Annotated in this window: 23 protein-coding genes, 1 tRNA gene and 1 pseudogene; 4 read left to right on the top strand and 21 right to left on the bottom strand. The window is 59.5% G+C overall.

Translation table 11 applies throughout. The features are described 5' to 3' along the window. Positions 1–62: 62 nt before the first annotated feature. From fabI to fabA, 3 genes are read right to left on the bottom strand one after another with little or no spacing between them, the layout of a single operon-like run. A complete protein-coding gene (fabI, locus tag ACST81_RS00640; protein ID WP_113106346.1) occupies positions 63–869 on the bottom strand; it encodes an enoyl-ACP reductase FabI in 807 nt (268 codons plus the stop codon). Between the two features lie 4 nt (positions 870–873). Continuing rightward, positions 874–2,097 (bottom strand): beta-ketoacyl-ACP synthase I, encoded by a 1,224-nt coding sequence (gene fabB, locus ACST81_RS00635; protein WP_062582135.1) that lies wholly within the window; start codon positions 2,095–2,097, stop codon positions 874–876. Positions 2,098–2,144: 47 nt separating this feature from the next. Beyond that, positions 2,145–2,660, bottom strand: a complete 516-nt coding sequence (fabA, locus tag ACST81_RS00630) for a 3-hydroxyacyl-[acyl-carrier-protein] dehydratase FabA (protein ID WP_062582137.1) — start codon at positions 2,658–2,660, stop codon at positions 2,145–2,147. Between the two features lie 318 nt (positions 2,661–2,978). Between fabA and irrA the strand changes: the two genes are divergently transcribed. Beyond that, a complete protein-coding gene (irrA, locus tag ACST81_RS00625) occupies positions 2,979–3,398 on the top strand; it encodes an iron response transcriptional regulator IrrA (protein ID WP_325462258.1) in 420 nt (139 codons plus the stop codon). Positions 3,399–3,413: 15 nt separating this feature from the next. On the opposite strand, the gene ACST81_RS00620 is transcribed toward irrA, so the two are convergent. From ACST81_RS00620 to ACST81_RS00610, 3 genes are all read right to left on the bottom strand, one after another. Next, complete coding sequence (locus ACST81_RS00620) at positions 3,414–4,049, bottom strand: trimeric intracellular cation channel family protein (RefSeq protein WP_438750879.1); 636 nt, start codon at positions 4,047–4,049, stop codon at positions 3,414–3,416. A gap of 71 nt (positions 4,050–4,120) precedes the next feature. Beyond that, positions 4,121–4,909, bottom strand: coding sequence for a YdcF family protein (locus tag ACST81_RS00615; RefSeq protein ID WP_438750878.1), 789 nt, complete (start codon positions 4,907–4,909; stop codon positions 4,121–4,123). A gap of 152 nt (positions 4,910–5,061) precedes the next feature. Beyond that, the gene (locus tag ACST81_RS00610; protein ID WP_438750877.1) at positions 5,062–6,249 is read right to left on the bottom strand and encodes a TMEM43 family protein; all 1,188 of its coding nucleotides are present in this window, start codon (positions 6,247–6,249) and stop codon (positions 5,062–5,064) included. A 255-nt stretch (positions 6,250–6,504) separates the two neighbouring features. Here ACST81_RS00610 and ACST81_RS00605 point away from each other — a divergent pair, with 255 nt between their 5' ends. Continuing rightward, entirely contained in the window at positions 6,505–7,662 is a 1,158-nt protein-coding gene (locus ACST81_RS00605; protein WP_438750876.1) for a fumarylacetoacetate hydrolase family protein, read from the top strand. A gap of 69 nt (positions 7,663–7,731) precedes the next feature. Here ACST81_RS00605 and ACST81_RS00600 read toward each other — a convergent pair whose 3' ends face one another. The 8 genes from ACST81_RS00600 to ACST81_RS00565 form a co-directional block, all read right to left on the bottom strand. Beyond that, positions 7,732–8,289: a transglutaminase-like cysteine peptidase gene (locus ACST81_RS00600; RefSeq protein WP_438750875.1), complete on the bottom strand. Its 558-nt coding sequence runs from the start codon at positions 8,287–8,289 to the stop codon at positions 7,732–7,734. A gap of 285 nt (positions 8,290–8,574) precedes the next feature. Beyond that, entirely contained in the window at positions 8,575–10,722 is a 2,148-nt protein-coding gene (locus ACST81_RS00595; protein ID WP_438750874.1) for a GumC family protein, read from the bottom strand. Positions 10,723–10,857: 135 nt separating this feature from the next. Continuing rightward, positions 10,858–11,634: a metallophosphoesterase gene (locus tag ACST81_RS00590; protein ID WP_438750873.1), complete on the bottom strand. Its 777-nt coding sequence runs from the start codon at positions 11,632–11,634 to the stop codon at positions 10,858–10,860. Then, positions 11,631–13,040 carry an O-antigen ligase family protein gene (locus ACST81_RS00585; protein WP_438750872.1) on the bottom strand — a complete coding sequence of 470 codons (1,410 nt, stop codon included), beginning with the start codon at positions 13,038–13,040 and terminating at the stop codon, positions 11,631–11,633. The genes ACST81_RS00590 and ACST81_RS00585 overlap by 4 nt, the downstream gene beginning before the upstream one ends. A gap of 90 nt (positions 13,041–13,130) precedes the next feature. Beyond that, complete coding sequence (locus ACST81_RS00580; protein ID WP_438750871.1) at positions 13,131–13,703, bottom strand: hypothetical protein; 573 nt, start codon at positions 13,701–13,703, stop codon at positions 13,131–13,133. A gap of 397 nt (positions 13,704–14,100) precedes the next feature. Further along, the gene (locus tag ACST81_RS00575) at positions 14,101–14,394 is read right to left on the bottom strand and encodes a hypothetical protein (RefSeq protein ID WP_438750869.1); all 294 of its coding nucleotides are present in this window, start codon (positions 14,392–14,394) and stop codon (positions 14,101–14,103) included. A gap of 462 nt (positions 14,395–14,856) precedes the next feature. Continuing rightward, positions 14,857–15,861 (bottom strand): NAD-dependent epimerase, encoded by a 1,005-nt coding sequence (locus ACST81_RS00570; protein ID WP_438750868.1) that lies wholly within the window; start codon positions 15,859–15,861, stop codon positions 14,857–14,859. Positions 15,862–15,904: 43 nt separating this feature from the next. Next, the gene (locus ACST81_RS00565; RefSeq protein ID WP_438750867.1) at positions 15,905–17,212 is read right to left on the bottom strand and encodes a UDP-glucose dehydrogenase family protein; all 1,308 of its coding nucleotides are present in this window, start codon (positions 17,210–17,212) and stop codon (positions 15,905–15,907) included. Between the two features lie 199 nt (positions 17,213–17,411). On the opposite strand from ACST81_RS00565, the gene ACST81_RS00560 reads away from it, so the two are divergent. Further along, positions 17,412–17,993, top strand: coding sequence for a DUF1349 domain-containing protein (locus ACST81_RS00560; protein WP_438750866.1), 582 nt, complete (start codon positions 17,412–17,414; stop codon positions 17,991–17,993). A gap of 4 nt (positions 17,994–17,997) precedes the next feature. On the opposite strand, the gene ACST81_RS00555 is transcribed toward ACST81_RS00560, so the two are convergent. Next, positions 17,998–18,423 carry an OsmC family protein gene (locus tag ACST81_RS00555; protein ID WP_438750865.1) on the bottom strand — a complete coding sequence of 142 codons (426 nt, stop codon included), beginning with the start codon at positions 18,421–18,423 and terminating at the stop codon, positions 17,998–18,000. Positions 18,424–18,484: 61 nt separating this feature from the next. Further along, positions 18,485–19,204, bottom strand: a complete 720-nt coding sequence (locus ACST81_RS00550; protein WP_438750864.1) for a Crp/Fnr family transcriptional regulator — start codon at positions 19,202–19,204, stop codon at positions 18,485–18,487. A 76-nt stretch (positions 19,205–19,280) separates the two neighbouring features. On the opposite strand from ACST81_RS00550, the gene ACST81_RS00545 reads away from it, so the two are divergent. Continuing rightward, entirely contained in the window at positions 19,281–19,610 is a 330-nt protein-coding gene (locus ACST81_RS00545) for a DUF6894 family protein (protein WP_438750863.1), read from the top strand. Between the two features lie 61 nt (positions 19,611–19,671). On the opposite strand, the gene ACST81_RS00540 is transcribed toward ACST81_RS00545, so the two are convergent. From ACST81_RS00540 to ACST81_RS00520, 5 genes and pseudogenes are all read right to left on the bottom strand, one after another. Then, positions 19,672–20,451: an SDR family oxidoreductase gene (locus ACST81_RS00540; RefSeq protein ID WP_438750862.1), complete on the bottom strand. Its 780-nt coding sequence runs from the start codon at positions 20,449–20,451 to the stop codon at positions 19,672–19,674. Between the two features lie 138 nt (positions 20,452–20,589). After that, entirely contained in the window at positions 20,590–20,868 is a 279-nt protein-coding gene (locus ACST81_RS00535; protein WP_438750861.1) for a helix-turn-helix domain-containing protein, read from the bottom strand. Positions 20,869–20,939: 71 nt separating this feature from the next. Further along, positions 20,940–21,101, bottom strand: a pseudogene (locus ACST81_RS00530) (type II toxin-antitoxin system RelE/ParE family toxin); the annotation flags it as partial. A 244-nt stretch (positions 21,102–21,345) separates the two neighbouring features. After that, a tRNA-Ala gene (locus tag ACST81_RS00525) sits at positions 21,346–21,421 on the bottom strand. 201 nt (positions 21,422–21,622) lie between these two features. Further along, positions 21,623–22,012, bottom strand: a complete 390-nt coding sequence (locus ACST81_RS00520; RefSeq protein WP_438750860.1) for a TIGR02300 family protein — start codon at positions 22,010–22,012, stop codon at positions 21,623–21,625. Positions 22,013–22,300 lie beyond the last annotated feature (288 nt).

The following is a 22,300-nucleotide window of genomic DNA, read 5'->3' as shown; positions in this document are numbered from 1 at the left end:
ACACATTCAACCTATAAATGCAAACACAAAGTAAAATGCAACCTTTTGCGTCTCTTGCGTGCTTATTCCGAATCCGCCGAGCGCAGCGTATCGAGTGCTGGCATGGAGGTGATGTTGTAGCCGGAATCGACATAGTGGATTTCGCCGGTGACACCGCGCGACAGGCCGGAGAGCAGGTAGAGGGCCGAGCTTCCGACATCCTCGATCGTCACGGTGCGGCGCATCGGCGAGTTCTTCTGCTGCCACGACAGCATGGCGCGGGCATCGGAAATGCCGGCGCCGGCGAGCGTGCGGATCGGACCGGCCGAAATCGCGTTGACGCGGATGCCACGCTGGCCGTAATCGGCGGCCAAATAGCGAACCGAAGCCTCGAGTGCCGCCTTGGCGACGCCCATGACATTGTAATTCGGCATGACGCGAACGGAGCCACCATAGGTCAGCGTCAGCATCGTGCCGCCGTCCGTCATCAGTTCGGCCGCCCGCTTGGCGATCTCGGTGAAGGAGAAGCAGGAAATGACCATCGTGCGGCTGAAATTGTCACGCGACGTGTCAGCGTAGAGGCCCTTCAGCTCGTTCTTGTCGGAAAAGCCGATGGCATGGACGATGAAATCGAGCTTGCCCCATTTTTCCTTGAGCGTCTCGATGACCGCGTCGACAGAGGCGATATCCTCGACGTCGCACGGCAGGAGGATGTCGGAATTCACTTCGGCCGCCAGCGGCTTGACGCGCTTGCCGAGTGCTTCGCCTTGGTAGGTGAATGCCAGCTCGGCGCCTTCCGCGGCAACCGCCTGGGCGATGCCCCATGCGATCGAGTGGCTGTTGGCGACCCCCATGATGAGGCCGCGCTTTCCGTTCATGATACCGGTCATGGTGTTATCCGTTGTAGCGCTGGAACACGAGCGTCGCGTTGGTGCCGCCGAAGCCGAACGAGTTGGAGAGCGCGGTATTGATCGTGGCGTTGTCGATACGCTTGCGCACGATCGGAACGCCGTCGAATTCCGGGTCGAGTTCGGTGATGTGGGCGCTTTCGCCGATGAAGCCGGCCTGCATCATCAGAAGCGAGTAGATCGATTCCTGCACGCCGGCAGCACCCAGAGAGTGGCCGGTAAGCGACTTGGTCGACTGAATGTGCGGGATCTTGTCGCCGAAGACTTCGCGGATCGCGCCGATTTCCTTCGAATCGCCAACCGGCGTCGAGGTGCCGTGCGTGTTGACGTAATCAACCTCGCCCTTCACCGTCGAGAGTGCCTGGCGCATGCAGCGGATGGCGCCTTCGCCCGACGGAGCAACCATGTCGTAACCGTCGGAAGTCGCGCCGTAGCCGGTGATTTCCGCGTAGATCTTGGCGCCGCGCGCCTTGGCATGTTCCAGCTCTTCCAGAACCAGAACGCCGGCGCCGCCGGCAATGACGAAGCCGTCACGCGACACGTCATAGGCGCGCGAGGCGGTCGAGGGCGTGTCGTTGTACTTGGAAGACATGGCGCCCATGGCGTCGAACAGGTTCGACATGGTCCAGTCGAGGTCTTCGTGGCCGCCGGCGAACATCACGTCCTGCTTGCCCCACTGGATCATTTCCATGGCGTTGCCGATGCAGTGCGCCGAGGTGGAGCAGGCCGACGAGATGGAGTAGTTGACGCCGTGGATCTTGAACCAGGTGGCGAGCGTCGCCGATGCTGTCGAGGACATCGCCTTCGGAACGGCGAACGGGCCGATGCGCTTGGGCGAGTTGTTCTTGATGGTGATCTCGGCCGCGTCGATCAGCGTGCGGGTCGAGGGGCCGCCCGAACCCATGATGATGCCGGTGCGCTCGTTGCCGCCGACATCCTTGTCTTCAAGGCCGGAATCGGCGATCGCCTGCTTCATCGCGACATGGTTCCACATGCCGCCCTGCGACAGGAAACGTGCGGCGCGGCGATCGACAAGCTCGGTCGTGTCGATGTTCGGAGCGCCCCAGACCTGGCACTTGAAGCCATGTTCGGCAAAATCGTTGGAAAACGAGATGCCGGACTTCGCCTCGCGCAGCGAGGCGGTGACTTCCTGTGCGTCATTTCCGATTGAGGAAACAATACCCAGACCCGTGACAACAACCCGTCTCATGTCGATGACCTCTTCTCTTGTCTCTGAATGCAGTTTCAAACTGTCGTTCAGGCCGTTTTTTCCTTCGACAAGCCGACGCGCAGGTCGGTTGCCTGGTAAATGGTCTCGCCGTCAGCTTTCAGCCAGCCATCGGCCGTGCCGAGCACGAGGCGTCCGCGCATGACGCGCTTGAAGTCGATACCGTATTCGAGAAGTTTGGTCTCGGGGCGGACCATGCCCTTGAACTTCACTTCGCCGGTGGACAACGCCATGCCACGGCCGGGCTCGCCGAGCCAGCCGAGGAAGAAGCCTGTCAACTGCCACATACCGTCGAGGCCGAGGCAGCCCGGCATGATCGGGTTGCCCTGGAAGTGGCAAGGGAAATACCAGTCGTCCGGCTTCACGTCGTATTCCGCACGGATATAGCCCTTGTCGAAGGCGCCGCCCGTTTCGGAAATGTCGGTGATGCGATGAACCATCAGCATCGGGGGAAGGGGGAGCTGGGCATTGCCCGGGCCAAACAGTTCGCCGCGACCGCAGGTCAGGATCTCTTCATAGTTGAAGCTGGATTGTCTGGTGGTCATGGAACTGTCGTTTCCCCGCTACACTGTTTTCGTTGTCTTGGTTTAGAGCAAGATTGCCACGATTTGAAGCGCCGGGATGGCGCATTAGGGTCGTTGCATGTATTGACGTCTGACCAAACACAAGGTTTATTTCCGCCGTCGCATACATGATGGAGACTGCAACAGCCAGTGATAATTGGCTTTTGTCCCAGGAATCGGACCGTTTTTCATGGCTTGGCCGCCTGGAACCGGCTGGTTACTATTGAAAGCATTCTCGGCAAAAGTTATATCGGCACTGGAAATCTATTCTGCAATAGCTTGAAAGTCTGGATCCGTCGCATGACGACTGCCATCGAGATTCGTTCTGAAGAACGCCTGCGCCGCTCCGGCCTTCGGCCGACGCGTCAGCGCATGGCGCTTGCCGACCTGATCTTCGCCAAGGGCGATCGCCATTTGACGGTGGAGGAATTGCACGAGGAAGCGGTATCGGCCGGCGTGCCGGTCTCGCTCGCGACGGTCTACAACACGCTGCACCAGTTCACCGAAGCCGGCATGATCCGGGTTCTGGCTGTCGAAAGTGCCAAGACCTATTTCGATACGAACGTATCCGACCACCATCATTTCTTTGTCGAAGGCCACAATGAAGTCCTCGACATTCCCGTGAGCAGCCTGACGATCGACAATCTGCCGGAGCCGCCGGAAGGCATGGAAATCGCCCATGTCGACGTGATCATCCGCCTGCGCCCCAAACGCGGCTGACAGTCGTTTCAAGCTTTACATGACATCGTTGGGGTGACGGCCGGGCCTCGGGTCTCCCGTCGGCAATGTCCAACCGTATTTCAGCGCCCCGCCGCGCACGGCAAAGGCCGTGACGACACCGAGCGTTGAGGCAACGAGCAAGGGTGCTGCGAAATACGTCGCGGCCGTAAAGACACCGGCGCCGGCAAGGGCTGCGGTCACGTAGATTTCCGGCCGCAACAGCACCGATGGCTCACCCGCCAACATATCGCGCAGGATGCCGCCGAAGGTTGCCGTCAGCATGCCGGTGACGAGCGCGACGATCGGTGATCCCGTTGCCGCAAGCCCCTTGGCCGCGCCCATGACGCTATAGGAGGCAAGCCCGATCGCATCCAGCCAGAGCAGATATCTGTATCGCGATTCCATCAGATGGGCGGAGAAGAAGACGAGCAGGCCGGCGCAACCGCAGACGACCAAATAAATCGGATTGACCACCCAGAATACCGGCGTTGCGCCGAGGATGACGTCGCGCAACGTGCCGCCGCCGATGCCGGTGATGGAGGCCAGGAAGATATAACCGATGATGTCGAGTTGCTTGCGCGAGGCGGACAAGGCGCCGGTGGCTGCAAAGACCGCTACCCCGGCATAGTCGAGAATTTCCAGGATCGGCATGTTGTCTCCTCCGCCAGAGGCCCGAGAAGGACCACACCCGCGCCGCCGCGTCAACGGCCGAGGATGAGAGGCTATCGCGGAAACAGCGCATGGGTCCGGCCGCTGATATAATAGCTGATCAGTCCCGTCCATTCGCGTAGCGCGGTTGTTGTCAGTTGCGCGTTCAGCGATGGCTGGCTGAAATCGAGGCCAAGGAAAAGCTTGCCGCTGGTGCGGTAGTCCACCGGCCAAGGTGTAACGGCGATGCCCAGCTTGCGAAACAGGCCGACGGATCGCGGCATGTGGAAGGCCGATGTGACAAGAGCGCAATCCGAGAGCCCGTTTTCCTCCAGCAACTCTTTCGTGTTGGTCGCGTTCTCGAAGGTGGTGCGCGATTTGTCCTCGCGGATCAGCCGGTCGGGCGCAACACCGAAAGTCGAGAAGAAGGCCACCGAAGTCTGCGCGTCGCCGTCATATTGACCGCTGAAGGAGCCATCGCCGCCGGAGATGAGGATGCGCGCCGCCGGATGCGCCTGCGCGAGTTTCACGCCTTCGACAAACCGGTCGGCAGCCTGGTTGAACTCGATCCCGCCACGGGTGGCGATGACCTCGTTCTCGAAAGCGCCGCCGAGAATGATGATGCAGGAGAGATCGGCGGGCAGGCTCGCTGGCCTTGCAATACGGTTTTCCAGCCCCTGCAGCATGACCGCGCCGGTGCTGGTGAAAAGCGTGAAGAAGAACAGGGTGGCGGCAAGCCCGGACAGGAAGCCATAGACCCTCTGGAAACCGGAGGCACCGAAGATGAAGCTGACGATCAGAAGGATGAAGATCAGCGACAGCGGCTGAGCCAGCAGCCAGAGCAGTTTTGACGCGAGAAACATGAGGTCCTGTTACCGAATCTTCCAGCAGTGAGAACAAGAAACCGAAAGGCGACCGTAACAGTCAAAGGCCGGGGTGGCAAAGGGGGGCAGTCCGTTCACAACGAGCCGATCAAAGGAAGGAAGCGCGCCCTTGCGAGCGCGCTTCCGTCACATTATGCCGGGCGGCCGAGGTTCGGCTGTGCCTGGACCGCAGGCGTCTTGTTCCGCTTGAGGTAGATCACCCCGGCCGCCAGCAACACCCCGATGGCGATGATGGCAATGGCCAGCACCGGCCGGTAGGCGATCCAGGCGATCGCGATCACCAGCGGCCCGATGAGCAAGGTCAGGATGATGGCGATGATGGTCGTGCCAAAGCCGACGATCGAGCCAACGAACGGAATGACATCGGCGATAATGCCGAGGATCGACAGGAGCATAACGAAGCCGATGAACATGCCGAACAGGCCGCCGAAGCGGATGAGCCAGGTGATCAGCGTGTTTTCGCTCTGCGCCGCGTCGAACATTTCCGCAGCCGTTTCGCGACCGGCGGCGCTCAGGAGGATTTCACGGCCGTTGGATGCCTTGTAGGCGGCGATGTTGGCACTCCTCTGCACGCCAACGAAGCTGGCTTCGGCGATGTCAGCACGGCTGAAGCTGATGCGCAGGTCGCCGACCAACGGGCTCTGGCGGCTATTGCCGACATAGAGCGTCGTTCCGTCGGCCTTGACCGGCTTTTCCGAACCGAGTGCAGATGCGACGCGTTCGGCAACATCCGGGGACAGCTTGACCGGGCTGGCGGTGCCGAGATTGGCGACGGTCTCGCCATCGACGGTGAAGGCGCCCAGCGTCGCGGTTGCGACCGTGAAGCGATCACCCAAGATCGGCATATCGGGGTTCTGGTGCTGGTCCTGCTGCTTGAAATCGGAGGAATCCACGCGCCTCGGCCGCCATTCCTTCTTGTAGGTGTAGGTTGTGACGGTTTCCTCGCCGCCGCCGAGCGTCTTCTTGGTCTCGCTGCTCGAATCTTCCACCCACTGGTACATTTCGACCTTGCGGCTGAGGCCGGCAGCCCCTTCCGCGGAAACGCCGAGCGTCGCATCCTCCGGTGTTCCATCCGGCTTCACCGGTCCTGAAACATGGATGAGCTTGCCCTCATTGACGGCATCGATACTGCCGTTTTCGACGGAAACAACGAGACCGGCGCCTTCGACCAGCGCACGATAGGTCTGCACCGAGCGGCCCTCGTTCCAGGAGAGCAGCCAGATTATGCCCAGCACGAGGAGAGGGCCAAAGACCAAGCCGACAAGACCGCCCTTCAGGCGTGAAAACCACGAGGTCGTTGTTGTTTCGGTAAAGCTCATGCCCCTATCCCCCTGCTGATGCCCACCCGCCTGACGGCCGGTCCGGCACACTTATTCGCTGATACAGGTGCTATCAGAAAATCAGCAAAATTAAATATACCTGTCGCCGTTTCGGGTGAACACTCTTTGGGGCGTTCCGCACTGCCTCACGTGTTCTTTCTCTTCTCTTATCCCTTGCTTTTCCGTTTTCACATCTTGCTCGCAATCCGCCGCTAGTTATCTTGCGGCAGCGATTTCGATTAGGGAGAGGCGAACATGGAAGCAGGCAATAAAGCATTCGAGACGGGAACCTTCGTGGGGCGCGTCTGGCGGCCGGATGTGGGTGGCCCGGCTTTGGTCGTCCTGCGGGATGGCGACCTGTTCGACATCACCTCGAAAGAGGTGCCGACCATGCGCGACCTCCTCGAGCTGGACGACCCCGTCGGATTCCTGTCGGCGCAGGCTGGTGAGCGCCTGCAGACGTTGGAAGCGGTGATGACCGGCTCGGTGGAGGCGGCAGGCGATCTGTCGACGGTCCATCTGCTTGCGCCCTGCGACCTGCAGGCGGTCAAGGCCTGTGGCGTCACCTTCGCCCGCTCGATGATCGAGCGGGTCATCGAGGAGAAAGCCGCCGGCAATCCGGCGTTGGCGGAAAAGATGCGCCAGCGGGTGACAGGCATTATCGGTGACAGTCTGCGCGACCTGAAAGCCGGTTCCCCGGAGGCGGCAAAGGTCAAGGCGGCACTGATCGAAGAGGGTGTTTGGTCGCAATATCTCGAGGTCGGCATCGGCCCGGATGCGGAAGTGTTTTCCAAGGCCCAGGTGCTCGCCTCGGTCGGCTGGGGCGCGTCGGTCGGGTTGCATCCGATTTCGAAATGGAACAATCCGGAGCCGGAGATCGTACTGGCGGTCGATAGCAAGGGACGGGTCAAGGGCGCGACGCTCGGCAATGACGTCAACCTGCGCGATGTCGAGGGACGCTCGGCCTTGCTGCTCGGCAAGGCGAAGGACAACAATGCCTCCTCGTCCATCGGCCCGTTCATCCGCCTGTTCGACGCGACCTATTCGATCGACGACGTGCGCAATGCCGATCTGTCGTTGACGATCAGCGGTCAGGACGGTTTCATGCTGAAAGGTGCGAGCACGATGCGCGAGATCAGCCGCGATCCGCTCGATCTCGTCTCGCAGACGATCGGCCGGCATCATCAATATCCCGACGGCTTCATGCTGTTCATGGGAACGCTGTTCGCGCCGGTCGAGGATCGCGATGCGCCGGGGCAGGGGTTCACCCACAAGATCGGCGATGTCGTGACGATCGCCAATGCGCAGCTCGGTTCGCTCAGCAACACCGTGCGCCTGTCGACCGAATGCCCGCCCTGGACGTTCGGCCCCTCGGCACTGATGCGCAATCTCGCCGCGCGCGGCCTGATCTGACCTTTCCTGAAATGCAGGCGGGGAGCCACTGGCTCCCCCGGTCGTTAATTCCGTGCTTGGATTTATGGCTTAGCGCGACCAACGGCTCGGATCGGCCGATGCGACCGTCACGAAGCGGTAGCCGGTCTGGTTGCGCTTGACGATCGTCTTGCGCAGGTTGTCCAGGGCGAATTCGCCGGCGGAGGTCTTGACCAGCAGGATGGCATGGCCTTCGCCGCGCGGCGTGCGGACGACCGCGACACGGAGCGCGCTGGTCGGGATGCCGGCGCGAATCAGACGGCTGCGCTTGGTCATAACGTAATCATCGCAATCGCCATAGGCCGGGTTGAGCGACCAGACATCGCGGCGCTCGTTCAGCGGGCGGATGCTGCGGTTGACGGCACGATTGACCGAGGCGAGCAGGTTGCGAGTCTTCGAGGTATAGGCAACTTCCGACTTGGCGCTCTTGGTGCATTCCGCGATGTGGTCGAGGCAATAGAGCGAAAATGCGATCGGCGCGACCGAGGTCTGGCGATGCGCCTTGTAGGCGCCGCGGGCCGAGCCGAGATTGATGGCGTTGGCAGTCGAGATGCTGGTGACGCCGAGCGCCGCGATGGTCGCCAGTGCGATGATGACCTTTTTAAACATGATCCGTGTCCCTGTTGTCCGTGCCTTCTGTCCAAGGCCTTTTCTTGTTGACCGAATTCATTTCGGATCAGGTTGGGAGCATCATGCCGCGAAGCGGAGCGCATCCGTTTCGTCCACCTGTATCATCACGATACACAGGGCGATTTTCGACCCGCTTAAATGGAAAGATACAATTTTACGGGAATTGGATTTTTGTGCGCCAGCCCTTCTGGCATAGCGCCTTGCCGGTTTTGGACATGAAAAAGGGGGCACGGCGGCCCCCTCTGTTCTTCGTATCCGACAAGGCTATTCGGTGTAGTAACCGGAATAGCTGTAGTTGCCGGACATCTTGGCGCGGTCCTGCTGGTTGAGCAGGGTGACGATGCCGGCATCCGGGCTCTTGTTTTCCTTGAGCGCCGCGACGGCGCGCTTGGCGCTGGATTGCGGCGTGCTCGCCCATTTGATGACGAAGACGATCATGTCGGCATGACGGGCCAGATAAAGACCATCGACAACCGGCTCGACCGGTGGCGTGTCGAGAATGACGTAGTCGAAATGCTTGCGGGCGCTGGAGAGGATCCGTCCCATCTTCTCGCTCATCACCAGTTCGTCCGTGGCGATATCGCTGCGGCGACCGCCGAGCAGCACCGTCAGGTTCGACAGCGGATCGCGCATGATCAGCGAAGTCAGCGTCGCGGAATTGCGGTCCTGGCGCAGGTAATCGATGAAGTCATGGTTGGGCTCGAGGTTGAGCTGCTTGTTGACGCTCGGCTTGCGCAGATCGCAGTCGATCAGCAGCGTCCGCTTGCCGGTCAGCGCATAGGCGCGGGCAAGGGAGAGCGCCATGGTCGACTTGCCCTCGTTCGGAAGAGCCGAGGAAACCATGATGATCGCGCCTTCGTCCGGATCATGCGATTTCGGCACCGTGCGCTTGCGTTCCTGCTGGTCGAGCGTCAGGCGCAGGCGGCGCACACTTTCGCTGAACAGCGACAGGGGGGCCGTCACCATCAGGTCGGCGAGGCTGGATGTGGGGTTGGCGAGCTTGTGATGCTCGTCGCCGGTGGTCTGGCGTGGCGCAATGGCCGACAGCGGAACCTTCAGGACGGCTTCGATCTGGTTTTCACTGATGAAACCGCCGATGAAATATTCACGCAGGACAGCCAGTCCGACACCCAGGCCGATGGCGACCAGCAGCGACAGGCCAAGGATGACCTTGTTGTTCGGGAAGGACGGTGATGTCGGAACAAGTGCTGCCGAGACGACGCGGCTGTCGGGCAGCTGCAGCGAGGCCTGAGAATCCAGCTCCTTCTGGCGCGACAGAAGTGTCTGATACTGTTCGCGGGCGATTTCCGACGATTTCTGGATGCTGAAAATCTTGGTCAGCACTTCCGTCGGAAGATTGCTCTGCAGAACGGTGGTACGAATTTTCTGGCGGACATCGTCGGCCTGCTGTGCGTAGCCGGAAACGGTCTGCTGCAGGGTGTTGACTTCCTGCGTCGCGGCGCTTGCCAGCGAGGTGTCGACCTTTGCCAGTTCGGCGCGTAGATTGATGGCTTCGGGACTGTCCGACGTTGTCGAGGCGATCCGCCTGGCAAGGTCCTCGCGCTGGCTCTGCAGTTCAGCCAAGGCCTGCGAGCTGAGTTCGCTCACCAGAGCGGAGAAGTCCTGCGCCTGCAACGATGCCTGCAGGGTATTGACGCGGCCGAGTTCGGCCAGGCGATCATTGTTGATCTTGAGCAATTCGGCCTTGAGATTCGTCAGGCCGACGGCATTGGACTGCTTTTCCAGGCGCTCGATATTCTTGGTAATGTAGGAATCGAACTCGCTTTCGCTGGCGACGATCGCCGCATCGGCCGCTTCGACCTGCTTCTGGATCGTGTCGCGGTTGGTCAGGGTCGACTGGACTTTCGCGTTGAGCTGTTCCTTGATGTAGACTTCGCTCAACGAGTTCGCGAGTTTCGCGGCCTTGGCCGGATCGGTGGACGTGACACCGACCCCGATCAGATAGGTCAGTCCTTCGCGAGAGACTTTGACCGACGACTTGAAGGAATTGAGCACCTTGGCGAGAGCCTGTTCCCCGGTGGGCGGCGCCGGCAGCGGAATTCGCAGCAGGGACAGGATCCTGTCCTTCATCGATACCTTGATGCCGAATTCGCTATCGGAAACAAGATCATTGTCGCGGACGACATTGAGCAGCACGCTGTCGGAGTTGAGAATCGCGACTTCGCTCTCGACGCGGAAATTATCGGCATTGGGATTGGCAAGCGTGCTGCCGGAATTCAGCAGATTCTTGGTGCTCGTATCGACGAAAACAAGAGATTCGGCGGTATACCTTGGGGTCAAGGAATAGGTAAATATTAAAGTGACAACCAAGATTGTGGCGATAGTGGAGAAAATCAACCAAAGCTGCCGGCGGATCAATCCAAGAATGCTTTTGAGATCAATTTCATCCATTAGTGCATAACCATTATTTGTACAGCACTTGCTGTTATTGTAAAAATGTATTTATTTTGATTGCTGCTGTGCAGCATGGCCGATCCGAGTTCTACCAGATTGACGACGCCCCACAATTGCGAAATTCAAACATTATTAACCGCACTGGATGATCTCCGGCTCGTTGCGGCCTGAAAGACGCACCGCGGACAAAATTCCGCTCATGAACGCGCCTGTGTCGAGATTGATACGCCTCGTTCCGATCTCGACATCGCCCACCGGCGTATGGCCGTGCACGGTGACGAAGCCACTTGTGGCTACATCCTTTTCATCCTCTCCTGGGCGTAGCCACAACAGATCCGCATCATTCTGATCGGCAAGCACTACTCCGTCGCGAATCCCGGCATGGACGAAACAGTAGCCGGGAACGCTGAGCAGCGAGGGCAGCGTTTCCAGGAAGGTCAGATGCTCGTCCGGAAAGCGTGACAACAGAGCATTTTTCAAGGCTTGGCGGTTGGACGGAATCTTGTGTAGGCCATAGGAATAGAGCGTCTCCAGCCCGCCGAAATTCAGCCAGCGATGATCGGCTGACGGATTGCGGAAGAAGTCGAGCATGACGTCCTCGTGGTTCCCGGCAAGGCAGATGCGTTTGATATCCGCGCGCGGCCGGCTTGTCAGCCGGTCCATCACGGACGCGGATTTCGGGCCCCTGTCGATATAGTCGCCGAGCATGACCAGCCACTTTGTTCCGTCCCGCTTGCGGCTGTCCTCGAAGATCAGATCTTCCAGCCTGCCCAGCGTGTCATCGCAGCCGTGAACATCGCCAATGGCGTAGATATGATCCGGGGCTTCGTCGAAGAACAGCTTCTGCCGTTGCGGAACCACCGGCAGCGCGCGACCGCCACGCAGGAAATCGAGGATGCTGCGGATCATGGCACCGTCCCGTAGCCAGTGTTACCGAGTTCGAACCGGCGCGCCCAGGCGGTTGCGACAATGACGACGAATGCGAAGGTCACCGCCTCGATCTCGAGGCTGAAATCCACCAGCGAATGGACGGCGCCGACAAGGATGACGCCGATACCCGAGCGTAGCAGCATGTCCTGCCCCGGAACCTTCAGATAGGCCGCGCTCAGTTGAAACAGGATGGTCGCGACGATCAGCATTGGAATGGAGCCGAAGACCAGACCATATTCCGCCCAGAGCGCCAGATAGGTGGAGTGCGCCTTATCCCAGACCAGATCGACGCTCACCGGCGCCTGGTGGAAAAGCGGATAGGCATATTCGAAACTGTTGCCGCCGAACCCAAGAAAGGGCCTTGCTTCGATCATGGTCACGACCTGTTGATACAGCTGCATCCGGACATCGGCCGCGGCATCGACGTCGCCAACCCGCTCGATGAACGTCGTACCGTATCCGATGATGCCGAGGCCGACAATCGCGGGAATGAGGAGGAGAAAGGTCCAGATCGCGATGCGGTTCGTGCCGGCGGTTCTCTTCGCGAGCGCCATGAGAACCGATGCGATCATACCGCAACAGGCGGCAAACACGCCCATGCGTGAGTTCGTCGCAATCAGCGTCATGACGAGGACAACCCAGCCCAAGCCGATGATGACAACACCGCCCTTGCCGAGATATCGGCCGAAGAGCGAGCTATCGCCTTTGCCAAGATTGGTTTCTGTCATCCGTTCGATCATCAGGTTGATACCGATAACGCTGCCAAAGGCGAGGAATGTCGCATAGGAATTTCGGTTGATGAAACCGCCCATGGCGGAGCCGAAATACTTCCATTTCGGGATGCCGAGAATGGTATCGCCGAATTGCAGCAGGAACAGCAGACCGACGACCGCATGAATGACGATCGCCCAATAGACCAGATTGATGAAGACACGGGCGCGCTGCGGATTGCTGGTCATCTGCAGCACCAGGAAAAACAGCAGCCCGTAATTCGCCCATCGCATTAGCGCGAGGATCGTATCATGCGGCGTGAGGCTGATCGTATTGAGCGCGATCCGCGTCGTCGGATCCGCGACCGTGGATACCGAAGGCGCGAGGCTGCCCAAGGGCAGGACCTGGAAAGCCATATAGGCGCCAAGCACGGAAAACAGCCCGAACAGGACCATCAGATTTCGTGGTGCGATCCGGAACCTGGCGCCGGACAGCGCCATGCGCGCAAACAGGATGGTGCCGCAGAGAGAGAGCAGAGCCGACCACAGGAGCCAGAAGGACGGCTTGGTGCTGCCGAAGGCGAAGGGCGACAGGAAAACAACGCCGAGCACCGGCCACATGAGCTGGTTGTTGAGCCGAAAGCGGTCCGAATGATAGCGGGTGGTTTTTCTCATTTGGCTCAAGCCTGCCGTGCTGGCGTCGAAAGGGAAAGCGGATGCATGTGTGGTGTCGTTCTGTGCCGGCTGTGCGTCATGACGGCCGCGTCATCCCTTGTTCATCGCTTGCTTGACGACCTTCAGGAAAACCGCCTGCCGCCTTGGCGGCATCGTCTCGACGACCGCTGTAATTCTCGCCCGGAAATCAGGGTTGGAAATGTAGCGTTTCGCAATGAGCTTAATGCCCTTTTCGCTGCTGACGAGCAGCCGCAGATCAGCTTCCTCCGATTTCAGGGAGCGGGGGTTCAGCGCGGAGAAGTAGTTTTCCGCCAGGTTGACGCGAAAACGGGCGATCCATTGTTCGTTCGGCCCCGTCAGCTGCGAGTTTTGCAAGGCAATATTAAAGTCCTCATTCGCCGCCAGTCGCACCGAAGCCGCCGCGCGAACGAGCCAGGCAAACGAATCCGTCGGGGTCGTCTCGACTATGTCGGCGGCGCGGTCGGCGCATCGCGAAACCACGCCCCGGACGGTTTCGTCGACCATGTCGATGTCGCCGTAACTGAGGACGAGGCGAAAGCAATCGGACATCACGGTCAGCTTGGAATAGGAGGAGAGGCCGAAAACGAAGTCCTCGCCAGCCAGATCGTCGGCGGAGACCACCTCCTTGATCGGTTTCGTCAAGAACGGCGCCATTTCAAGCCACAAGCCGTAGCCGCTCGCTATTGAAAGCAATAGGCAAGACAGCATTGCGATCCATTTCCGCTGCCTGATCATGCTGCGCCACTACCAGTAAATGCTGTCTCGTCCGCCGATTTCCATGGGAACTGGAACCGGATTTTATTGGAAAGGCTCATTTCTACCGCTCAAATTCAGATTTCGTCCATGCAGGGGAACGAGCAATTGGCACGCAGTATTTCTTGGTCTCGAAGTATCAGACGTAAGTTAAATTCACCATAATCCCAGACCATCTGTTTCCGCATGCAAATGATCTGCGGACGTACGAGCACTCAGCGGTTGATATGCAAACGCAAAAAAAGCGCCCGTTTGAAGGGGCGCTTTCAATGGGGGAAAAGGGCGATCAGCTCGCGGAGCTGTTGCCGAGACCATCGTCATTGCCACCATCGTCACCAGGGCCGTCCAGACCCGGACCGTCAACAGCGGCCGTGGCTTCGCCCGGAGTGCCAGCCCGCAGGGCGGCAACAACCTGAGCAACGATCGCAGCTGCTGGAGCGGCCGCCGCGCTGAGGCCGTTCTGGGCGCCAGCGGCAACGTTACCGAGCGAGACCGAAAGCTCCGGGTTCGCGATGGCGACAGCGCCGATCGACTTGACGAGAGCGAGCAACAGCTTGTCCTTGGCAGGGCCTGCCGGCATTGTGTTGATGTCAGCAAGAAGAGCTTGGGCCTGTGCGACGCAAGCACTGCCGGAGCAGCTGGCAAGACCCGAAACCGAAGCTGCGGAAGGAGCAGCGAAAGAAGGCGTGAAAGAAAGCGATGCGCCGATCACAAGGGCGGAAATCAACAAAGTCCGTTTAAACATAATATACCCCTTTTGAAATGGGAGCGGACGTCGAGACCCCTCCTTATTAAACTTATGGTAACCACGTTAGAATTTACTAATAGCTTCTGTCAAGTCTGAATCCGGGTAAGGACCGGATTTGCCTAGCGAAACGCCGTTGAAATCCGGCATTTGGTGCGTCGCAACAATGTCTTTTGTTGCAATGAACCTTTAAATGGCATGTCCTAACCACTGTCACGGCCATGGAACAGCGTCAATTGAAGATGCCGGGTATGATTAGCATGTATGCTTAAAGATGAAACCAGACGATGCTCTAGATTAGGCGGACGTCATCTCGGCGCGATACCAGTCGACGAAGCGTTTCACGCCCTCCTGGACGGAAATGGAGGGCTTGAAGCCGGTCAGGGCATTGAGGAGATCGGGTGCGGCGAAGGTGCGCGGCACGTCGCCCTGTTGCATCGGCAGCATCTTGCGGATCGCCGGCTTGCCGATCGCCGCCTCGACCGTTTCCACGAACGCCATCAGTTCGACCGGCTGGCCGCCGCCGAGATTGACGACACGGAACGGAGCGTGACGGGAGAGGGTGTCGATCCCTTCGACACGGTTTGTCTCGGAAGGCGCGGCCGCCATCAGCCGGACGATGCCTTCGACGAGATCGTCGATATAGGTGAAGTCCCGGCTCATGCGGCCCTCGCCATAGATTTCGATCGGCCGGTCGTTGAGAATGCTATCGACGAACTTGAACAGCGCCATGTCCGGGCGGCCCCAGGGGCCGTAAACCGTGAAGAAGCGGAAGGCGGTGGTCGGAATACCGTAGAGATGGGCATAACTGTGCGCCATCAGCTCGCCGGATTTCTTGGTCGCCGCGTAGAGCGTCATCGGCTCGTCGGCCCGGTCGGTCTCGGCGAAGGGGATCTTCTCGTTGGCGCCGTAGATCGACGAGGTCGAAGCCAGCAACAGGTGCTTCGGCTGCACGGCCTTTGCCAGCTCCAGCATGTTCCAGGAGCCGATCAAGTTCGAATCGACATAGGCCTTGGGGTTTTCGAGGCTGTAGCGGACGCCGGCCTGGGCGGCGAGATGGACGATCACATCGGGTTCGCCGAGCTCGGCCGCCTTCTCCAGCGCAGCATGGTCCTCCAGCATTCCGATAACGGGGCGAAAGCCGTTGGAGCGCGACAGGATGGCGTGGCGGCGCTCCTTCAGGCGGACATCGTAATAGGGGGTCATGCCATCGAAGCCGGTGACGAAATGGCCGTCATCGAGCAGTCTTTTGGCGAGATGAAACCCGATGAAACCTGCCGTTCCCGTGATCAGATAGCGCATGCCCGTTCCCTCAATCCGTCTTCATTCGAAAGGCGGCTACCCGTTATTCCGGCCGCCCGACACTGGTATAGCTGAACCCGTGTTTCGTCACTTCGTTCGCCTGGTAGATGTTCCTGAGATCGACGAGGACGGGCGTGTTCATCAGGGTCTTCAGCTTCGGAAGGTTCAGCGCGCGGAATTCGTTCCATTCGGTGACGATCACCAACACGTCGGCGCCTTCGGCCGCCGCATAGGGGCTGTCGGCATAGGCGATGCCGTCGATCACCTGGCGCGCATTGTCCATGCCTTCCGGATCATAACCGGTGACGACAGCGCCAGCATCGGTCAGCGCCTGGATGACGGCAATGGCCGGGCTGTCGCGCATGTCGTCGGTGTTCGGCTTGAAGGTGAGTCCGAGCACGGCGACCTTCTTGCCGCGCACGTCGCCGCCGGCCGCCGCGATCACCTTGCGGCCCATGGCGCGCTTGCGGTTGTCATTGACGGAGACGACGGTTTCGATCAGCCTCACCGGGCTGTCATGGTCCTGCGCGGTCTTGACCAGCGCCAGCGTGTCCTTGGGAAAACAGGAGCCACCGTAACCCGGCCCGGCATGCAGGAATTTGCCGCCGATGCGGCCATCGAGCCCGATGCCGCGCGCCACTTCCTGCACATCGGCGCCGACCTTTTCGCAGAGATCCGCCATTTCATTGATAAAGGTGATCTTCATCGCGAGGAAGGCATTGCCGGCATATTTGATGAGTTCGGACGTGCGCCGGGTGGTAAACAGCAGCGGCGACTGGTTGAGATAGAGCGGCCGGTAGACTTCGGTCATCACTGCGCGGGCGCGTTCGTCGTCAAGGCCGATGACGATGCGGTCGGGTCGCTTGAAATCGTCGATCGCGGCGCCTTCGCGCAAAAATTCCGGGTTGGAAACGACGGCGATATCGGCGTTCGGATTGGTCTCGCGCATGATCCGCTCGACCTCGTCGCCGGTGCCGACCGGTACGGTCGACTTGGTGACGATGACGGTGAAGCCACTCACATGGGTGGCGATCTCGCGGGCGGCATCATAGACATAGGAAAGGTCGGCATGACCGTCGCCGCGTCGCGACGGGGTGCCGACGGCGATGAAGATCACGTCGCTCTGCGCGACGCTTGTCGCCAGATCGGTCGTAAAGCTCAGGCGGCCGTCCTTGACATTGTCGGCCACCAGTTGCTCGAGCCCCGGCTCGAAGATCGGGATGCGTCCGGCCAGAAGCGCGTCGATCTTGGCCGCATCCTTGTCCAGGCAGGTGACCTCGTGGCCGAAATCGGCAAAGCAGACGCCGGAAACAAGCCCGACATATCCGGCACCGATCATCGTGATTTTCATGGCAGACTCCAGAATGGCTTCGCGGACACGCGATCCTGTTTCGAAAGCGGTACTCAGGCACGCGTGGCGGCATCCATAGTCAAACAGACACGCCTTGCCAATGGCCATGTCAACGTGCCTCGACCGAGGGCTTGCCACCCAGCCGGTCATGGCTCACCTTTCGGTTGGATCTGAAGTGGATGGCGGGAAGGGATCACGCGTGGACGAGGTGTTTCGCTGGCATAACGAGCCGTCCGAATGGAGCGGCGATGCGACGTCGCTGACGCTGAAGACGGACGCCAGGACGGATTTCTGGCGCGAGACCTTCTATGGCTTCATCCGTGACAGCGGCCACGCCTACCTGCGCCGGGTGTCCGGCGATTTCACCGCCTCCGCGACGATCACCGGGCGGTATGAGACCCTTTACGATCAGGCAGGGCTGATGCTTCGGCTGGACGAAAACAATTGGATCAAGTGCGGCATCGAATATACCGATGGCCTCATGCATTTCAGCGTGGTGACGACCCGCGACGTTTCCGACTGGTCGGTCATTCCATTACTTGGCATTGCGCCATCCGCTCCGCTGTTCGTCCGGTTGACCCGGCATGACGCAGCCGTGCGTGTACAGTTCCGCTTCGATGCCGGCGGACCATGGCAGATGGCGCGGCTCTGTCCGTTTCCATCCGCCGATGCGGAGATCGGCGTGACCGCCTGTTCGCCGGAACGGGAAGGTTTCGAGGCGACGTTTCGCGATATTGCCATCGGCGAACCGATCAGCCGGTCTCTTCACGACGGGGATTAGGCAGCTAATCCGAGATCTTGAGGGAAAAATCCGCGCCGCCGCGCAGCGTGTTGTTGACCGTGCAGATTTCTTCCGCCGCCCCGGCGATCATCTGGCGCGCCGCGTCATCGATATCGCCACGGATTGTCAGCGTGATATCGAAGCGCATGACTCGCGACAGGCCATCGTTGGCCTTTTCGCCGCTCACCTCGGCACGGATGTCGGTCAGTCGGTCGAGAAGTCCCATCTGATTTGCGGCGATACGGGCGCTCATGGCCATGCATGCCGAGAGCGAGGCATAGAGCAGGTCGATCGGGTTGAAACCGGCTTGTGACGGCCCGGTGACGATCTGGATTTCGCCGCCGGTCGCGGAGGTGACGAGTGGAAATCCATGCCGGCCGAGAACAGCGCTGGCGCCGGTTGGTCTTGTCTTCGTCATCAGTTCCGCCATTCGATCCCCATATCCGGCTTTAAAGCCAAAACATGAAGCGTTCAGCGACCGGATGCAATGTCTAGCGGGGTTCGACGGTCTGGCTGAGATAGGTCGGGTCGAATTGCGCCAGTTCCTGCAGGCGCGTCCAGTCCAGGATAGTGATCATCTGGCCGATCCAGGTCAACAGTTCCGCCTTGCGGAGAATCTGCAGGGTCTTGTTGAGGTGAACCAGGGAAATGCCCAGCACATCGGCGAGTTCGACCTGGGTCAGCGGAAAGTGAAAACTGTAGCCGCTTGTGCGGCCGACGACCTGCAGCCGCATATATAGTTCGCAGACGAGATGGGCGAGATGCGCTTTCTTCGATCGACGGCCCATGGCGACGATCCATTCGCGGTGAATGGCACCGTCTACCAAGGTATCCAGCCAGAGCAGCCGACTGAGATGCGGCTGGGTTTCGGTGATGGCTTTCAGATCGCTGTGCTCGACGAAAGCGACGTGGCAGGGCGACATGGCGACGATGCCGTGATCCATGGTTTTCAGCAGAAAGGCATGCAGATCGACGAAATCGCCAGCGATATGAAGGGCGGTGATCTGCCTTGTGCCGTCCGCCAGGAACTTGTAGCGCGCCGCGAAACCGTCGATCAGCAGGGTGCTGTAACCCGGCCGCGAACCCTCGACCACGATTTCCTCGTCTACCTTGAATCGGCGGTCGCGCCAGATCAAGTTTCTGAGCAACGACACCTCGTGCGGCGTCACCACGTCATGACTCTGGAGATTGAGGAGCAGGGAATCGATCAATGTACGGCATGCCATCAGAAGTTTAGAAGGCTTCCAACTATCGCACAAATGGCCGCGGCTCATTTAACATTGACACATGGATGTCGAATCTCTTGTTTTCAGGAACAATTTTCACGGCGGCGAATTCCTTGATCATTCAACAGGATCAATGCACATGGGCCGATATTTTTTCGATTTGCAGAATGGAGACGGACCGGTTCGCGACAATGACGGGATGGAACTCGATTCGCGGGCGGGAGTTGCACGGGAGATAAGCCGTATCCTGCTGGATATAGCGCAAGACGAAATTCCGGAGCGGATGCGCGGAGCCATTTCAATCGTCGTCAGGGATGACAACGGCAAGGCCGTTTCGGTCGCCAACCTCACCTTCAGCAATTTGTGGCTCGACGATATAGCTCGTCGATAGATCGCCGCCGCCGATCCGGCAACGGCGTCGGCGCTCAGGCCATCTGGTTCAGGCCATGTGGTTACAGCATCGACCGGCTGAAGCCGCCGTCGATCGGCAGCGCCACGCCGGTGATATAGCCAGCCTGACGGCTCGCCAGGAAGGTCGCCGCCGCGCCGAATTCGGCCGGTGTGCCGTAGCGCTTGAGGGGTATGTCCGATTGGCTGCGGGCCGCCACCGTTTCGATGCTCAGCCCTTCCGCTTCGGCGTCCATGCGATCGAAACTCAACGTCCGGTCCGTTGCCAGCCGGCCGGGCAGCAGCATGTTCACGGTGACGCCGTCAGCCGCCACCTCGCCGGCCAGCGTCTTCATCCAACCGGCAACAGCGCTTCGAAGCGCATTGGAGGCAGTGAGGCCCGGAATGGGCTCGCGAATGCTGGTGGAAGCCACTGCCATGATCCGGCCCCAGCCGCGCTGCCGCATGGATGGCAGCAGCCGGCCGGTGATTCGCATGCCCGAAAGCACCATCGTGTCGAACTGTTTGCGCCAGACGGCCGGATCGATCTCCGCCGCAACACTCGGCGGCGGTCCGCCGCCATTCAGCACGAGGATGTCGATATCACCGAACTCCGTAGTCAGCCGATCGAGGAAGGGATCGATGGCATCCGGATCGGAAAGATCGAGACCGAACCCGCGCGCCGAATCGCGAAGTTCCGCCGCCACGCTTGCCGTCCTGCCCTCATCGCGTCCCGTCAATGCAACCGAAACACCTTCACCGGCCAGCGCCTCGGCAATCCCCCGTCCAAGCCCCTTGCTGCCGCCGAGCACGAGGGCGCGTTTGTCGCTGATGCCGAAATCCATGGTTTGTCCTATTCTTAGGCGAAGGCGTAGCGTGGAGATGTTCTATAACGGGTATGGATTGCGCTACCGGCTCAGATGCTTCTCGCAGAAGAATAAACCCGTCAATAGCAAAGAATACCGGCCGCTAAGCAGCTTCGTTCAAGGGCTTATCAGGTTGATCTCGAGCCTGGCACCCGTCGCTTCTGCATACCGGCGCAAGGTGGAGACGGAAGGGGATATCCCACCGCCTTCAAGTCTGGCGATGGCTGATTGTGTCGTCCCGATGCGCTTCGCAATCTCGGCCTGGGAAAGCTTTGCCTTGGTCCTGGCCGCGATGAGGGTTTCGATAAGCCGGAATTCCGCATCGGCTTTCTCATACTCCTGTTGGAATTCCAGGTTGTCCATCAACTTTTTTTTCAAATCTGAAATCTTTGTCATGGCTTTACCTCTTTCATTCGCGCTCTGGCAATCTCAAGGGCGGTCTGTGGGGTTTTCTGCGACTTCTTCACGAAAACATGCAGAACGATCAATCGTCGCCCCGTAACAGTTACGTAAATCCCGCGCGCGATGCCTTCGGAAGCCTTGGCGCGCAATTCCCAAAGTTTGCCTTCGAGATGTTTCACATGCGGTTCCCGCAATTGATCGAGGCCAACGTTCTCGACCGCTTCCATGAGGCGAATAAGCCGAGCCTGTAGCTTGGGCGGTAAGGCCTCGATTTCTGAATCCACAATATCGAGGGTTTCAACCGTCCATCGCATAAAGACTATATAGCAGATATGCGATAATCGCACAATGACGGCAGATCATGAGGAGCGTGTTATTTCAGGCCCTGTCATGTCGCCGCGTGATGAAAAACAGGCAACGCAAGGTTCAGCGAAGTCGTCCATCTGCAATGCTCTGTGTTCAGGAAAGATTTGGTGGAGCTAAGCGGGATCGAACCGCTGACCTCTTGCATGCCATGCAAGCGCTCTCCCAGCTGAGCTATAGCCCCATTATGGGTCCGGCGATGCCGGTTCCGGGTACCCCGTCGAACCGTTTGTCCGGTGGGGTGGCGGCTTCATACTTCTGCTTTTTGAAGATGGCAAGCCGAAAAAGACAAAGGGGTGAGATTTTCTGATATGAGCCCCGACCCCCGGCGTCCGCGTGCCGGTCGAAACCCCGCGCGGACGCATTTCTGTGCGATATGAGAGGTTTAGACCTCGTCGTCGTCGTCGGAGACGCCAATCAGGTCGGAAAGGCCGTCTTCGTCTTCGTCGTCGGCTTCCAGGAAGGTGTCGTCGTCATCGCCTTCGATTTCGACATCGTCGTCGCCCATGTCCGGAATGTCGTCGCCGCCGGCGGCTTCGCTGTCGGCATCCTCGAGCGAGACCAGTTCGACTTCCGTGCTCTCGGTATCGACTTCCTGGATTTCGTCTTCCTCGGCAGCCTTCTCCATCACCTTGGCGACCGATGTCTCCTCGAAGAAGGACAACGGATAGGATTTGCCGGTGTAGGGAGAAACGATCGGATCCTTGTTCAGGTCGTAGAACTTACGGCCTGTTTCCGGATCGATGCGCTTTGTTCCAAGTTCCGCTTTTGCCACAGTCAAAGCCTCTTGAATGGCCGGACGAACCGGCTTTTGCCGGAAAACCGGCGTTGAACGTGAAATGAATTAGCCGGTCCCCATAATGGTCTTGGCCTGTTCTGTCAAAGCCTAACTTCTGGGGATGCCCGGCTGGCTTTTGTTTGCGAGAGAGGCAGTCTGCGACTCTGGCGAACCATAGGGCGGGCAGCATCCTGATACGAGGCGTTGAGATCAGTCTTTATTATCTCGCAAAAAAGCTTGCCGACGAGAACGATAGTGTGAGATTTCATGGCTGTCGTGCGGCCC

The sequence above is a fragment of the Pararhizobium sp. O133 genome, assembly GCF_051669845.1.
Classification (GTDB): Bacteria; Pseudomonadota; Alphaproteobacteria; order Rhizobiales; family Rhizobiaceae; genus Pararhizobium.
The sequence above is the reverse complement of the archived record's forward strand: the minus strand, read 5'-3'. Positions and strand labels throughout refer to the sequence as shown.